We start from the raw sequence: 15563 nt of genomic DNA on the forward strand, positions 1-15563 counted from the left end.
GGGACGCGGGGACGCGGGGTGTTGGTCTCGACGGCTTGGAGCCCGTGGCAGTCGGTAGTCGCCGTGCCTGCCGCCGTGGCGTGATGTTCGTGTACTCGACTGCGCGAAGCGGATCAGGCGTGGAAGCTCACATGTGAAGCGCGCCCCACATGATGGGGCGGTCAGTGCGCGAGTGGTGAGCGAGCGCCCGCAGCGGAGGAGCGAAAGATGCTTGGTCGCCCTCATGGAGGAGAGGGTGAGGCGACACTGTCGATCAGGCGGGCGCCGCTGTGTTTCACGTGAAACGTCAGTCGCGAGACGGACAGGCCCGCAGCGAGGCGCTCTTCGCGCAGCGACACGCTGGACGCGGCTGTGGGTCCTGGCGGGCATGCTTCCGCGTGTTTCACGTGAAACACGCGGAAGGTCACATGGCGGCCTTGCGGAGGTCGTCGAGGAAGTCGTCGACGTGTTCGGGGGTCGTGTCGAAGGCGGTCATCCAGCGGACGACGCCGGTCGCCTCGTCCCAGTAGTGGAACAGGTACCGCTGGAGGAGCGTCGCGCCCACCGACGGAGGCAAGGCGGCGAAGACGGCGTTGGACTGAACGGGATAAGCCAACGACACCCCGGCGATGCCTTCCAGGCCGTCCGCCAGTCGCGTCGCCATCCGGTTGGCGTGATCAGCGTTCTGCCGCCACAAGTCGTCCGTCAGGAGTGCCGACAGCTGGGCCGAGATGAAGCGCATCTTCGAGGCGAGTTGGAGCGACTGGCGGCGCAGGAAAGGTACGGCCCGGGTCAGTTCGGAGTTGAGCACTACTACGGCTTCGGCGGCCAGCGCACCGTTCTTGGTGCCGCCGAAGCTGAAGACGTCCACTCCCACGTCTGTGGTGATGGCGTTCAGGTCGCAACCCAGGAAGGCGGCGGCGTTGGCGAGCCGTGCGCCGTCCACGTGGAGACGGAGTCCGGCCTCGTGCGCCGTCTCTGCGAGGGCGGCGATCTCCTCGGCCGAGTAGGTGGTGCCGAGTTCCGTGCACTGGGAGATGGAGACGACGGCGGGCTGGGATTCGTGGTGGTTGCCGACACCGCCCAGGCGTGCCTTGATGTCGTCGGGTTGGAGCTTGCCCTGCGCGGTGGGGATCGTCATCAACTTCACGCCGAGCAGGCGCTCAGCCGCCCCTGCTTCATGGGTGGCGATGTGGGCGCTGTCGGCGCAGAGAATGGCGTCGTAGCGGCCGAGCATCAGGGCGAGACCGACCATGTTGGCGCCCGCTCCGTTGAGCACCGCGAAGCCTTCCGCGGCCGGCCCGAACACCTCCTTGATCCCTTCTTCGAAGGCCGCGGTCCAGCGGTCGCCGCCGTAGGCGGGCGCGTCTCCGTCGTTGGCGGCGGCCATGGCCGCCAGGATGTCCGGGTGCACGCCCGCGTGGTTGTCGCTGGCGAAGCTCTTGGGGTACGTCGAATCGATCAGCACACCGCAAGGCTACTTTCACTGCGGACGCAGCCAACCCCAGACGCGGACCCGCACCTACCCTCGAAGCCGCCCTAGGTGCGGACCCGCATCTGCCCTTGGAGCCCAACTCGCGCGCGGTCCTGATCCCCGCCTGGAGTCCAACCCCCGCCAGGTGTCCGCCTTCGATCCCAGCCCCACGCCCGCGCATGGTGTCCGCCCCGGGCTCACACCATCCCCCACCGAGCACCCGCCGGGAACGTACCAACCCCTGCAGCGTCACCACTCCGAAACCCGCCCGATCCATCGACCGCGTCGCCACCGCTATCCTGCCAACCCGTGGCAGGCACCGAATCCGTCGGCAGCCGCCTCGTGACCCCTTGCCAGGCACCTGCCTCCCTTGCCCCGAGGTGGGTTCTAAGGGCGGGAGCGGGTGGCGGCGTTCTGGAGGAGGGCGCGACAGAGGTCGCCCAGGTCCTGGCCGGCCGCTTCGGCGGCCATGGGCAGGAGGGAGGTCTCCGTCATCCCTGGCGCCACGTTGACTTCGAGGAAATGGGGGGTGCCCGCCGCGTCGACGATCAGGTCCGTACGGGAGATGTCGCGCAACCCGAGCGCCGTGTGGGCGGTCACCGCCGTTTCCGCGCACGCCGCGGCGGCCTCGGGGGAGAGGCGGGCGGGGGCGAAGAACTCCGTGTGGCCGGCCGTGTAACGGGCCGCGTAGTCGTAGACGCCTTCGTCGGGGACGATCTCCACGGCGGGCAGGGCCTCCGGGCCGTTGCCGACGTCGACCACGGAGACGGCCACTTCCACGCCGTCGACGTACCGCTCGATCAGTGCCGTGTCGCCGTAGGCGAAGCAGCCGACCATGGCGGCGGGGAGCTCTTCCGCGGTGCGGACGATGGAGGCGCCGAGCGCCGAGCCGCCGCGGGCGGGCTTGACGAAGAGGGGCAGGCCGAGATGTTCCACGATGCGGCCGAGCACGACGGTGGCGCCGAGGTCGTGGAACGTCTCCTTCGGCAGCGTGACGGACTCGGGGGTGTGCAGGCCGACGGAGCGTACGACGGCCTTGGCGGTGGGTTTGTCGAAGGCCACCCGGCAGGCGTCGGGGTCGGCGCCCACGTAGGGGACGTTGAGCAGCTCCAGGACGGAACGGATCGCGCCGTCCTCGCCCGCGCCGCCGTGCAGGGTGACGAACACGGCCTCCGGCGGGTCGGCGAGGATCGAGGGCACGAGGGACGCGTCGGTGTCGCGGGCATCAACGTCGACGCCCGCCGCGCGCAGCACCTCGCTGACTCGGCGACCGGACCGCAGAGACACCTCTCGCTCATAGGAGAGGCCTCCGGCCAGCACGAGCACGTGGCCCAGATCGCTCATCACAACTCCTCCGCTGATCGCACGCTGTCCAACCGTACCGGCGCGGGGGGTGGATGGTGTACGGCAGGTGCTTCGTCCGCGTGCCCGGCCCTGGGGGCGCAAAGTTCAGGGGCCGGCGTCGCCCCGCAAGATGGCGCCGGCCCCTGTCGTGACGGTCAGGCCAGGTCGGGCCCTGGCGTGTCCACGCCGGCGTGGTCGCGGGCCGACGAGGTGCCGAACGTGTCGCGCAGCTGCATCTCCTGTTCGATCACTCCGGCGAGCCGCCGCACCCCTTCACGGATGCGGTCGGGCTCGGGGAAGCAGAACGACAGGCGCATGTGCCGCGCCCCGCTGCCGTCGGAGAAGAACCCGGTGCCGGGTACGAACGCGACCCGCTCGGCCACGGCCCGCGGCAGGATGGCCTTCGAGTCGAGCCCTTCGGGCAGGGTGGCCCACACGAAGAACCCGCCGGCGGGGCGGGTCCAGGTGACCTCGGGCGGCATCAGGGCGTCGAGCGCGTCGAGGAGGGCGTCGCGGCGCTCGCGGTAGAGCTCCTTGAACGTCTTGATCTGCTCGCGCCATGGCTGCGTGGCGAGGTACTGGCCGACGGCCAGTTGGGTGAACGAGGAGTGGGACAGCACGGCCGACTCCATGGCGAGCACGAGCTTGTCGCGGATGGCGTGCGGGGCGAGCGCCCAGCCGACGCGGAAGCCGGGGGCGAGCGTCTTGGAGAAGGACCCGAGATAGACCACGCCGTCCGGGTTGTCGGCTCGCAGGGCGCGCATGGGCTCGCCGTCGAAGCCGAGCAGCCCGTACGGGTTGTCCTCGATGACGAGGACCCCGGCCCGCTGGCAGATGTCGAGCACCTGCTGGCGGCGGGCGATGTTGAGGGTCACGCCGGCCGGGTTCTGGAAGGTCGGGATCGTGTAGAGGAACTTGATGGGCGCGCCCGCTGTTTCGAGGGCGTAGATGGTCTGGGCCAGGGATTCGGGCACGATGCCCTGATCGTCCATGGCGATGTGGACCACTTTGGCCTGGTAGGCGGCGAACGTCCCCAAGGCCCCCACATACGAGGGGCCCTCGGCGAGCACCACGTCGCCGGGGTCGATGAAGATCCGGGTGATCAGGTCGAGGGCCTGCTGCGATCCGACGGTGACGACCACGTCGTTCGGCCCGGCGTGAATCCCCTCCAGCCGCATGACCTCGCAGATCTGCTCGCGCAGGTGCGGGTCACCCTGGCCGGAACCGTACTGCAGCGCGACGGGGCCGCGCTTGGTGACCAGGTCGGAGACCAGCTCGCCGACCATGTCGAGGGGGAGCGCCGTGACGTACGGCATGCCGCCGGCGAGCGAGACCACCTCGGGTCTCGACGCGACGGCGAAGAGAGCTCGGATCTCGGAGGCGACCATCCCGGTAGCTCGTGCGGCGTACCGATCGACGTACGCGTCGATGCGCGACCCGTGAGTCGCGGGTGCCTGACCGTGATCCCGCTCTGCTGTCACGGCCCACCTCCTAGGTGTCATATCGGACTGAAATACCAGATTACGCTAGACGGACATGTCGCTCGTGACGGGGCTGACCGTCGTGGTGTCGGCTGGCGGCATCTTCACTGGGCTACGATGCCACCTGTGGACGCGGTTTTCGCGCGCTTTTCCGGGTCAACGATAGGGGCGGTAGTTGTCGCGCCGGCTGGTCAACATAACCCTGGACAATCTTGACGATCTGCCGCGGCGCTGCCGGCGGTGCGTGTTCTGGGAGCTCGATCCCGTCAGCGGTGAGCGCGCGGTGGAGTCGGGCGACGCCGGGCTGGAGAAGGAGGCCTGGATCTCCGGCACGCTCCTGGAATGGGGGAGCTGCGGGAAGATCGTCTATGTCGACGGGGTGCCCGCGGGCTTCGTGCTCTACAGCCCGCCGCTCTACAGCCCGCGTTCGCTCGCCTTCCCCACCTCGCCGGTCAGCGCCGACGCGGTGCTGCTGATGTCGGCCCACATCATTCCCGAGTTCTCGGGCGGCGGGCTGGGCCGGATGCTCATCCAGGGAGTCGCCAAAGACCTGACCAGGCGCGGGGTGAAAGCCATAGAAGCTTTTGGCGACCTCAAGTGGGAAGAGCCTAGTTGCATAGTCCCTGCGGAATACCTGCTTTCTGTTGGTTTTAAGACAGTTCGTCCGCATTTGAGATTTCCGCGGCTCAGGCTGGAACTCAAGACCGCCGTTTCGTGGCGCGAGGACGTCGAGGTGGCGCTGGAACGGCTCCTCGGCTCCATGAGTCCGGAACGCGCCCTACGTCCCGTCTAACGGCATCTCAGCTCTCCATACGCCCATGCGAAAGCCCCCGCCAGGGAAGACGGGGGCTTTGCCGGGCGAAGCGCGCCACGAAGGGCGAACTACCAGCGCCGCAGGCGCTAGATGATGCCCTCGAGCTCGCGCAGCAGCATGGCCTTCGGCTTGGCGCCGATGATCTGCTTCACGACCTCTCCACCCTTGTAGACGTTCAGCGTGGGGATCTGGAGTACGCCGTACTGGCGCGGGACCTCAGGATTCTCGTCGATGTTGAGCTTGACGACCTCCAGCTTGTCGCCGTGCTCGTTGGCGATCTCCTGGAGGATGGGCGAGACCTGGCGGCACGGGCCGCACCATTCGGCCCAGAAATCGACCAGGACGGGCTTGTCGCTCTTGAGGACCTCGTTGTCAAAGGTGGCGTCGGTGACAGCCTTCACGGTGCGCTCCTTCACTTCTCGATGGTGGCCAGCCAGCGCTCGGAGTCGAGCGAGGCCGCGCAGCCGGTGCCGGCCGCGGTGATGGCCTGGCGGTAGGTGTGGTCCACGACGTCTCCTGCGGCGAAGACGCCCTCGATGTTGGTGGCGGTGCTGGGGGAGGCCACCTTGATGTATCCGTTCTCGTCGAGGTCGATCTGGCCCTTGACCAGTTCGGTGCGCGGGTCATGGCCGATGGCCAGGAACAGCGCGTCGGTGGCCAGCTCGCACTCCTCGCCGGTCTTGAGGTTGCGCAGCTTGACCGCCTCGACCTTGGTGTCGCCGATCACGTCGACGACCTCGGAGTCCCAGACGAACCGGATCTTGTCGTTCGCGAACGCGCGGTCCTGCATGATCTTGCTGGCCCGCAGCGTGTCACGCCGGTGGACCACCGTCACCATGCGGCCGAACCTGGTCAGGAACGTGGCCTCCTCCATCGCGGTGTCGCCGCCGCCGACGACCACGATGTCCTTGTTGCGGAAGAAGAAGCCGTCACAGGTGGCACACCAGGACACGCCGTGCCCGGACAGGCGCTTCTCGTTCGTCAGGCCGAGCTCGCGGTAGCCGGACCCCATCGCCAGGATGACGGACTTGGCGTAGTAGGTGTCGGTGTGGGTCTTGACGACCTTGGGGTTGGCCTCGAGGTCGACCTCGACGACGTCGTCGGCGACCAGCTCGGCCCCGAAGCGCTCGGCCTGCTTGCGCAGGTTGTCCATCAGGTCGGGACCCATGATGCCGTCGGGGAACCCGGGGAAGTTCTCCACGTCGGTGGTGTTCATGAGCGCGCCGCCCGCTGTGACGGAGCCCTCGAAGATCAGCGGCTTGAGCTCGGCACGAGCGGAGTAGACGGCCGCGGTGTAGCCGGCTGGGCCGGATCCAATGATGATCACGTTACGCACGTCGCTCAACGCTTCACGCCTGCCTTCCTCGTCTGCTGGATGCCATCGGCGTCAACAGATCCTAGGCCGCCATGATTCCCCGCCCTGCCCACAACACCCACCCGAAACGAAAGAGCCCGCCGAAGCGGGCTCTGACGTGGGGTTTCGCCTACCAGCGGCCCAGCGCGGGCCTGCGAAGGTTCTTGCAGTTGAACGGGTCGACGATGTCTATGCGCAGCTTCTGCGCGGCCTTGTCCTTCCACGAGGCGATCACCAGCGCCTCCTGGCCGTTGTACTGCCCCTGGTCGACCGCGTACGTCGGCAGCTTCGACCGGTTCGCCACCCTGCTCACGCACTTGTCGACGCTCGCGGCGTCGGACGTGCCGCCGCCGACGATGGGCGCGGGGCCGAAAACGCCTTCGAGCGGCTGCCGCAACTCGTGGTCGCTGTAGTTGTGCTGGCTGTCGGTCAGCGCGTACGACTTCGCCCGCACCGGTTTCCGCTGCACCTGTGAGGGCGTCGTCACCGGCTTCGACTGCGTGGGCAGCGCCACCGGTGGGGCGACGGTTTCGCCCTGACCGCCGCTGCCGGCCAGCAGATTGGTGGAGGCCACCGCCGTGCCGACCACGACGGCCGCCGCCGCTGCCGCGACCGCGGGCAACGCCCAGCCGCGTCGTCGTGCGCGCGTGCGCCTGGCCGGGACGATGGTGCCGTCATCGGCGACCACCCCGAGGCGCACCGGCTCGGCGGCGTCCTCTCGTGGGGCATCGGTCTCCGGAACCTTGCCCGCCGACCTGCCGAAGTGTGCGGGCTCCGGCACCTCGACTGGGCGCTCCCACGGGGCGTCCCGCATGAGCTCGTCCCAGTCCGGTGCGTCCGCGAGGCCGACGCCTCCGCCCTTCCGGGACTCCGCCTCGGCGGCCAGAGCCTGGTCGATGCGCAGTGCGACGCCCATCGGCATGGCCGGTGTGGGGGTCGCCGCGAGCACCTCGCGAACCGTCGCCAGGTCTGCCAGTAGCTCCCCGCAGGGGTCGCAGACCGCGAGATGCCCGCGGACCTGGCGTGCCGTGTCGACGTCCAGGAGACCCTCGGCCAGCTCGGCCAGGATGTCCAGATCGTAGTGCGTATCACCCGTCACGAAGTTCTGCTCCCTTCGCGGATGAGACGCGATTGGAGTCCGTTCGGTTCCGCAGATGCGAAAGAATCGGGGCAAGTTTCGCGCGTCCTCTGGCGCACCGGCTCTTCACCGTGCCGCTCGGCACTTGGAGCACCTGAGCTGCGTCTTCGACCGAATAGCCCATCATGTCGACGAGGACGAGGGCCGCCCGCTGATCGCCGGGCAGGAGTTTGAGCGCGGCGGAGACCTCCATGGAGACCTCACGCTCCACGGTCTGGTCGGGCAGGGGGGTCTCGCGCTCGGCGGCCTCGATCAGCTCGTCGTCGGCGACGGGCCTGACGGACTTGCGGCGCATCCGGTCGAGGCAGGCGTTGACCACGATGCGGTGCAGCCAGGTGGTGACGGCCGCCTCGCCGCGAAACGTGGCGGCCTTGCGGTATGCGGAGACGAAGGCGTCCTGCACGGCATCAGCGGCCTCGTCGGGGTCACCGAGCGTACGCAGGGCGACCGCCCACATGCGGTCGCGGTGCCTCTTGACGATTTCGCTGAAGGCGTGAGGATCCCCGTTGATATGGGCAGTCAGCAGCTCGGCGTCTGTAACCGCCGGCCGCTCCGCTGCTGAGGGTGTCTCGGGTGGGGAGTTCACAAGAGAGTTTCCTGATTATGCCGATCCGGGAGAGTGCACCACTACTTCATAGATGGTGCCATGAAACTTGCCCGCATCCGCCGGAACGCGCGTAAACCAGATCAAAACGTACTGACCGCTTGCCGGTTCTTCGGGGGTGAGGGTGGTTTTACCTGCTGCGTTCTTCTCGGTCGCCACCGTTTTCAGCGAGTCGAGATCGGCGGAGTCGCCTACCTTGAGCTCCACGGTCGCGCCCGGCGCGTCGCCCAGCGTGGCCACCACGTCGCTGATCTGCATGGACTTGCCCATGTCGAGCAGCAGGCCGACGCCGTCCTTGAGCCGGCCCAGGTCGGCGCTGGTGTAGGCCTCGGTCTTCCACAACGTGCCGGACTTGCCGTCGACGGCCAGCTTCGCGATGTCGGACTTCTCGTCACTGTCGCCGAGCGGGTCGAAGCCCTTGGCGCTCTCGGGCTCGACGGCCTCGGCCTCGGCGGAGGCCGACGCCGACGTGCTGGGGACCGTTTTCTGCGCCTCAGGAGTGGTGGGGCTGCCCAGGCTCCTGCCGATCGTCCACGCGCCCACGCCGACGGCGGCGATGACGAGCAGCACCACCAGCGTCATCAGCACCCGGTTGACCATGCTGCCCTCGCGCTTGGGCACGTGGTGCGGCGGGGGCTGCGGCGGAGGGACGGCCAGCTTCTGCCGGTGGGCGATGTCGATGCCCTCGGTGTGGGAGGCGGAGGCCACCGCGGGGGTCGAGGGGTAGGAGATCGGGATCGGCATCGGCCTGGCGACGTCGGCCAGCGCATCGGACACCTCGGCCGGAGTGGTCAGCGCGCCGTGGCCCCTGCGCGCCTCGGGCAGGCACGCCCGCACGGTCACCGCGTCGAGGTAGCCGGGCACGCCCGCGGTGACCTGCCGTGGCGTGCAGAAGTGGCCGTCGGTCATCGGCGCCGCGGGCAGCCCGCCCTCTTCCTCGTCGCCGGGCCAGTGGCCGGTCAGCCCCGCGTAGAGCAGCCGGCCGAGGCCCTCGGCGTCGTCGAGCGCCGGCTGGTCGGTGGTGAGACCGTACATGGCCGCGTCGACGGCCACGCCGAGCACCTTGACCGTGTTGCCGGTCGTCCACACCAGGTGGGACGGGCGCAGGCACAGGTGGTAGAGCTGCGACTCGTGGGCGTGCGCGAGCGCCTCGGCGGCCTCGGCGACCAGCCCCGCCGCGCGCTCCGGCTCCAGCGGGCCCGAGGCCAGCAGGTCGGTCAGGCTCTCGCCGGTGACCCACTCGCTGACGACGTAGGAGGCCTTGTCGTCCTCCGCCGCGTCGAACACCTGGGTCAGGCGCGGGTCGGTGAGCCGGCTCGCCGACCGGGCGGCCGTGACCACCTCGTGAACCCGGGGAAAGCCGGGGGCGAAGGTGTGGACCGCCACGGGCCGGGCGAGGATCTCGTCGATGGCCTTCCACAGGGTGGCGCCGTCGGACTCGCTGACGCGGTCTTCCAGCCGGAAGCGCTCGGCGAGGCGGGTGCCGGGTTCGACGGCCGACGTGCTCACTGGCTCACTCCGCTGGGCCGATCGGGCGTGCTCATGACTCGACTCACCTGCGTGGTCGTGTACCACGAAGGCACGCTATGCCGGGTGGATCCGCCCACGCCCCTCCTGCTTCCATTCGCCGCGTGTCGGGCTCCATGGTAGTGCCGAGTAGATTCCGCCCGCGTTCTTTACCGACCTACCCGCCCCGCGACCATCCCAACGATGGAGTTGACCTCCGGGATGCGCATTCTGTGCGCAACGCCGAGATAGAGGAGCAATCCAAGGCCGCCACCGACGGCCAGAACGATCAGCGAATTGACGAACCCTAGCCCGTCGAACACCCCCGTGACCACCCAGACCGCCCCGAGTGCCAGTACGGCGGTGGGCAGAGCGGCGAGATACATCCTCGTCAGCGCCATGCCGATGCTCCATCCGCCCAGCCCCTGAACGCGGCGGCCGGCCAGCCACCAGGCCGTCAGGGCGCCCAGCGCGTACGCGACCGCGTACGCGAGAGCCAGCCCCATCACGGCGTAACGCGCCGGCAGCAGCGTGAAGAACAGCCACATGAGCAGGGCGTTGACCGCCGTCGTGCCCGCGCCCACGAACACCGGAGTGCGGGTGTCGCCGAAGCTGTAGAAGACCCGGAGCAGCAGCTGGAAGAGCGCGAACGGCACCAGCGCCAGCCCGTAGACCTGCAGCACGTTGCCGATGTAGACGGCGTCGGCGACGCTGTTGGCGCCGTGGCCGTAGATCGGCACGGTGATCGCCGGGCCGAGCACCATGAGCAGCAGCGACACCGGCACCATCAGCGAGCAGATGAGGCGTACGCTCGACCCGAACTCGGAGCGGACGTCGTCGAACCGCCCGTCGCTGACGGCCCTGCTCATCCGCGGCAGCATGGCCGTGATCACCGAGACGCCGATGACTCCGTAGGGCAGCTGGAAGAGCTGGAACGCCAGGGTGTACGGGCTGATGCCGTGCCCCTCCACCAGGGTGCCCGCGGCGCTGGCCAGGTTGGTCGTCAGCACGAAGCCGAGCTGGGTGACGACGGTGTAGCCGATCGTCCAGACGCCGGCCTTGGCCATCTCGCCCAGCCGGGCGTTGCGCAGGTCGAAGCGGGGCATGAAGGAGAACCCGGCGCGCTTGAGCGCCACGATCAGCACCGCGGCCTGGGCCACGATGCCGGCCGTGGTGCCGAGGCCGAGCAGGACGAGCTCGCCGTCGGTGACCTTCGCGATGTCGCCCTTCGCGGTGCTGACCATGGCGAAGAGGAGGAACGCGCAGATGACGACGAGGTTGTTGAGCACCGGCGCCCACATGGGCGCGGCGAAGCGGTCGCGGGTGTTGAGGATGGCGCCCGCCACCGCGCCCATGCCGAAGAAGGCCAGCTGCGGCAGGATGAAGCGGGCCAGCGTGACCGCGACCTCGAACTCCCGGCTGCCCGGCGCCCACACCGTGTAGAGGTCGATGAGCAGCGGCGCGGCGAACGCGGCGGCGACCGCGATGACGGCCAGCGCCAGCGTGGCGAGCGTCAGCAGCCGCTGCTCGTAGGCTCGCCCGCCGTCGGCGTCGTGCTGCTGGGCCCGGACGATCATCGGCACCACGACGCTGCTCAGCACGCCCAGCAGCAGCAGGTCGAGAATGCTGTAGGGGATCGCGTAGGCCGCGTTGTAGGCGTCGCCGAGCAGAGCCGTGCCGATGGCGTAGGCCAGCACCATGGTCCTGACGAAACCTGTGACCCTGGACACCATCGTGCCCGCCGCCATGATGGCGCTGGCCCGCAGCATGCGGCTCATGCGGTGCTCACCTCCCGGTTCTTGGCGGCCCGGGCGAGCTTGCGTTCTGACCGTCGCCGCAGCACCCGCGTCACCACGGCGGCGAGCATAACGGTGAGAGCGGCTCCGACGATCACGGAGGCGATGCCGGTGTAGCCGGTGGTGCGGATGGTCAGCCGCACCGGCTCGCCGTACGCCTTGCCGTCGGTGGTCTTGAGCTGCACGGTGACCGTCGCGTCGCCGTTGCTGGTGGCGTTCATCGGCACTTGGACCGTGCCGCTCTGCCCGACGCCGATGGTCAGCAGCTCGTCCTGATCTTTCACCTGCAGCAGCTTGCGGTTGTTGGACTGGACGTCGATGTAGAGGGCGATGGGGGCGCCGGCGGAGTTCTTCACGCTGATGGGCACCACGCCGTTGCTGCCGGCCAGCGTGCGCGGCCGGTCGGGGCCGGCCCCGGTGATCGCGACCTTCTCCAGGCGATCCTCGACCTCCTCGCTCACCTGCTTGGTCAGCGCGCGGCCCGCCCGCGAGCTGGAGCGCCAGGCCGAGGAGGACAGCCTGAGCACGGCCGTGTCGAAGCTCGACTGCGTCCTGGTCGTCGTGATCTCGGCGGTCAGCTGCGCCTTCGCCCAGGTGTCCTTGACCCGCTTGAGGTATTTGCCGCTCAGCTCCTCCTTGCGGTCATCGTCGGTGTAGGTCAGCCCGGCGCGAGGCACCGACGCCTTGCCCGGCTTGATCGACTCGAGCGTGGTCAGCTGCAGCCACGGCAGGCGGCCCGCGGTCTTCATCAGGGCGGAGACGAGCGACGGGTTGGGGTCCCAGCGCCGGGAGGGGGCGACGACCAGCGACCGCGGCGTGGTCTGGCCCGGCTCGGCGGAGATCATCGCGGTCTCGGCGATGAAGCGCTGGGTGCTCAGCAGCACGCTCGTCGTGCCCTCAGGCTCGAACAGGGCGCTCAGCTGGGGGTCGGCGACGAGCGCGGTGACGGGACCGTTGACCGAGTCGAGGGTCGAGGCGGAGTGGGGCGTGAAGGTGACGGGCGGTTGCGGCGGCAGGTTGGCGGCGTCGAGCAGCACCCGGTCGACCTTCTCCTCGGCGACCGACAGGAGGTCGAGCGCGTCGGGGTCGAGCCGGCCCGAGGGCGGCCAGTTGACGTTGGTCTTCACCTCGCGGCCCAGCAGCTCTCCGGCCTTCTGCCCGGCCAGCTGGATGGCCCTGTTGGGCTGGACGTCGAGGCCGCGGTGGGCCAGCCCCGTCACGTCGGGATCGGCGTAGGGGACCGCGATCACGGGAGAGGAGGCCAGCGCGGTGCGCATGGTCGTCAGCCACGTGCCGGCCTCGGCGCTGGCCGGCTTCCGCTCCTCGCCGTCCTTCGTCTCGACCGTGTAGCCGTCCTTCATCACGTTGAGGTCGTCGAGCAGCGCGGGTTCGACGAACCAGCTGACGGTCTTGGGCGCGACCTGCGCGATGCGGGCCAGGTCGGCCAGCCGGCCCTTGCCGGTGATCGACTGGCTCAGCTTGTCGTCCACGAACCGGGACCCGTCGGTCGCCCGGTGCGGCTGGTCGATGACCGGCAGGGCGATGGCCAGCTTGTTGCGCGGCGGCTTGGGGACGGCGGGCGGCGCGTAGGTGAGGAAAGTGCGCTGCGCGTAGACCGGCACGCCGTACTGGGCCACGTCGATGGCGATCGGATAGACCCCGAACGAGCGGTAGCCGAGCTGGGGCGGCGTCGCGGTGAACTCCCAGCGCGCCTCCTCGCCGGCAGCCAGCGGCGGGATGTCCATCGCCGAGAAGGACGAGACGTTGCCCGGGAGCGTCGCGGTGGTCTGGTCGGCCACGTAGGCGGCCATGGAGGCCCGGTCGGTGAGCTTCTGCGGCGTGTAGCGCAGGCGTACGCGCTGGGCCGGCGTGGGCGCGCCGGTGTCGTTGCGGACCGTGCCGGTGAACTTGATCTCGTCGGTCTGCGAGGTGGGCACGTCAGGCGTGATCGAGGCGAGCGACACGGTGACGGTCTGCCTGCTCGCGCTGGTGGCAGCCGTGCTCGGCGTCGCCGCCACCATGGGGGCGAACAACGCGGCGGAGAGCACGGCGAGCAGCGTGGCCTTACGGATCACGCGGATGCCCGAGCTGGAGTACGACGACGCACGCCCGCAATGGTACGGGTTCAGTGCCGCCGCGCGACCGCCCCACGTGATCCTCTCAGGCGTGTGCCCCGTAGGTCGGCCAGCTTTCCCGGCAGGAGAGTCAGCAGGTCGACGGCGCGCAAGGAGAGCGCGGTGTGGCGTTCGCCGATGGGCATGAAGAGCGGTCCTTCGTCCACGCGCAGCCGGTCGTCGATGAAGACGGGCAGCGACTCCGGCAGCAGCAGCGGGCACACCAGCCCGTCGGCGTAGTCGGTGGCCGCGTTGACCACGTGGGCGGGGGCGTAGCGCACCTGGCGCGCGGCGAGCAGACCGCCGACGGCTCCTGGCCTCGGCGGCAGCGCGACGGGGGAGGTCACCGCGATGACGACCTCGCGGCCGACCCTGGTGGCCACGTCGAACACGGTGACCATCAGGCACCTCTCGGGTGCCGCGGAGACCGTCTTCGGCAGCTCTTCCGCGGATGTCATGGGACGCGGAAGGCGTACGATCTCATGATGGACCTGGTGTGCGAGGAGCCAGCGGTGGATCGCGAGGGCGTCCTTCATATAGTCCTCCTTACCTCGTTCCATGGCCCCCGACGGTCCCATGACCGAAGGTAACCCGGACCTGGTGTGGCTCGGGGGATATGTTCCGGAAGGACCCACTGAGTTTGTCCGACTCAACTCTGACCGAAAGCCAGCGGCAGGCCATGCACGGCCTGTTCCGCAAGATCGCGCCGGCGGCCGACGAGCTCGGCCGCCTGTTCGCCGCGCACGGCCACGAGCTCGCCCTGGTCGGCGGGCCCGTGCGTGATCTCCTCCTCGGGCGCATCGGCAACGACCTCGACCTGACCACCGACGCCCGGCCCGAGCAGGTGCTGGAGCTCGTCAAGCCCTGGGCCGACTCCGTGTGGACGATCGGCATCGACTTCGGCACCGTCGGCCTGCGCAAGGGCGGCTCGCTCATCGAGGTCACGACCTACCGCAGCGAGTCGTACGACCCGAAGTCGCGCAAGCCCGAGGTCATGTACGGCGAGACGCTGGAGGCCGACCTGGAGCGGCGCGACTTCGCGGTCAACGCGATGGCGGTGCGGTTGCCCGGGCACGAGTTCGCCGACCCGTACGGCGGGCTGCGCGACCTGCGCGCCAAGGTGCTGCGCACGCCGGGACCTCCCGAGCGGTCTTTCGGCGACGACCCGCTGCGCATGCTGCGGGCGGCCAGGTTCGCCTCGCAGCTCGGGTTCGAGGTGGACGACGACGCGCTGGCGGCGATGTCCTCGATGGCCGAGCGCATCCAGATCGTCTCCGCCGAGCGCATCCGCGACGAGCTCGACAAGCTCCTCTGCGGCGCCAACCCGCGCGAGGGGCTGCGGCTGCTGGTCGAGACGGGCCTGGCCGCGTACGTGCTGCCCGAGCTGCCCAAGCTGCGCCTCGAGATCGACGAGCACCACCGGCACAAGGACGTCTACGAGCACACGCTGACGGTGCTCGATCAGGCCATCGCGCAGGAGGAGGACGGCAAGCCCGACCGGATCCTGCGCTGGGCGGCGCTCATGCACGACGTCGGCAAGCCGAAGACGCGCCGCCACGAGCCGGGCGGGCGGGTGTCGTTCCACCACCACGAGGTGGTCGGCGCCCAGATGACGAAGAAGCGGATGACCGAGCTGAAGTTCCCGAAGGACGTCGTGTCCGACGTCTCCCGGCTGGTCGAGCTGCACCTGCGCTTCCACGGCTACGGCACGGGCGAGTGGACCGACAGCGCCGTGCGCCGCTACGTGCGCGACGCCGGCCACCTGCTCGACCGGCTGCACAAGCTGACCAGGGCCGACTGCACGACCCGCAACAAGCGCAAGGCCGCGGCGCTGTCGCGGACGTACGACCACCTCGAGGAGCGCATCTCCAGGCTCGCCGAGGAGGAGGAGCTGGCCAAGATCCGGCCCGAGCTCGACGGCAACGAGATCCAGCGCGTGCTCGGGGTGGGGCCGGGGCC

The 15563-nt window shown here is 69.4% G+C and carries 13 protein-coding genes; 2 read left to right on the forward strand and 11 right to left on the reverse strand.

The genetic code is table 11. From position 1 onward, the window contains the following. Positions 1–403: 403 nt before the first annotated feature. The 3 genes from E1292_RS44025 to E1292_RS44035 all read right to left on the reverse strand — a co-directional run bounded on the left by E1292_RS44025 (position 404) and on the right by E1292_RS44035 (position 4278). A complete protein-coding gene (locus E1292_RS44025; protein WP_132605619.1) occupies positions 404–1447 on the reverse strand; it encodes a threonine aldolase family protein in 1044 nt (347 codons plus the stop codon). A gap of 393 nt (positions 1448–1840) precedes the next feature. Further along, positions 1841–2797: a D-alanine--D-alanine ligase family protein gene (locus E1292_RS44030; protein ID WP_132605621.1), complete on the reverse strand. Its 957-nt coding sequence runs from the start codon at positions 2795–2797 to the stop codon at positions 1841–1843. 155 nt (positions 2798–2952) lie between these two features. After that, on the reverse strand, positions 2953–4278 hold the full coding sequence (locus E1292_RS44035; protein WP_132605623.1) for an aminotransferase-like domain-containing protein: 1326 nt from the start codon (positions 4276–4278) through the stop codon (positions 2953–2955). A 175-nt stretch (positions 4279–4453) separates the two neighbouring features. On the opposite strand from E1292_RS44035, the gene E1292_RS44040 reads away from it, so the two are divergent. Beyond that, a complete protein-coding gene (locus tag E1292_RS44040) occupies positions 4454–5071 on the forward strand; it encodes a GNAT family N-acetyltransferase (protein WP_132605625.1) in 618 nt (205 codons plus the stop codon). A gap of 107 nt (positions 5072–5178) precedes the next feature. Here E1292_RS44040 and trxA read toward each other — a convergent pair whose 3' ends face one another. The 8 genes from trxA to E1292_RS44080 form a co-directional block, all read right to left on the reverse strand. Further along, on the reverse strand, positions 5179–5493 hold the full coding sequence (trxA, locus tag E1292_RS44045) for a thioredoxin (protein WP_132605627.1): 315 nt from the start codon (positions 5491–5493) through the stop codon (positions 5179–5181). Between the two features lie 11 nt (positions 5494–5504). Beyond that, entirely contained in the window at positions 5505–6437 is a 933-nt protein-coding gene (gene trxB, locus E1292_RS44050) for a thioredoxin-disulfide reductase (protein ID WP_132605629.1), read from the reverse strand. A gap of 139 nt (positions 6438–6576) precedes the next feature. Next, on the reverse strand, positions 6577–7545 hold the full coding sequence (locus tag E1292_RS44055; RefSeq protein ID WP_132605631.1) for an anti-sigma factor family protein: 969 nt from the start codon (positions 7543–7545) through the stop codon (positions 6577–6579). Then, entirely contained in the window at positions 7535–8170 is a 636-nt protein-coding gene (gene sigM, locus E1292_RS44060) for an RNA polymerase sigma factor SigM (RefSeq protein ID WP_132605633.1), read from the reverse strand. Before sigM ends, E1292_RS44055 begins: the two co-directional genes overlap by 11 nt. 15 nt (positions 8171–8185) lie before the next feature. Then, on the reverse strand, positions 8186–9697 hold the full coding sequence (locus E1292_RS44065; protein WP_132605635.1) for a protein kinase family protein: 1512 nt from the start codon (positions 9695–9697) through the stop codon (positions 8186–8188). Between the two features lie 167 nt (positions 9698–9864). Then, positions 9865–11472, reverse strand: coding sequence for a murein biosynthesis integral membrane protein MurJ (gene murJ, locus E1292_RS44070; protein WP_246090757.1), 1608 nt, complete (start codon positions 11470–11472; stop codon positions 9865–9867). Further along, positions 11469–13565 carry a DUF6049 family protein gene (locus tag E1292_RS44075; RefSeq protein WP_132605637.1) on the reverse strand — a complete coding sequence of 699 codons (2097 nt, stop codon included), beginning with the start codon at positions 13563–13565 and terminating at the stop codon, positions 11469–11471. The genes murJ and E1292_RS44075 overlap by 4 nt, the downstream gene beginning before the upstream one ends. Before the next feature lie 50 nt (positions 13566–13615). Further along, positions 13616–14140, reverse strand: coding sequence for an aminoacyl-tRNA deacylase (locus E1292_RS44080; RefSeq protein ID WP_132605639.1), 525 nt, complete (start codon positions 14138–14140; stop codon positions 13616–13618). Between the two features lie 143 nt (positions 14141–14283). On the opposite strand from E1292_RS44080, the gene E1292_RS44085 reads away from it, so the two are divergent. Next, a partial coding sequence (locus E1292_RS44085; protein ID WP_246090761.1) for a CCA tRNA nucleotidyltransferase occupies positions 14284–15563 on the forward strand: 1280 nt, incomplete at its 3' end.

The sequence above is a fragment of the Nonomuraea deserti genome (assembly GCF_004348685.1).
Lineage (GTDB): Bacteria > Actinomycetota > Actinomycetes > Streptosporangiales > Streptosporangiaceae > Nonomuraea > Nonomuraea deserti.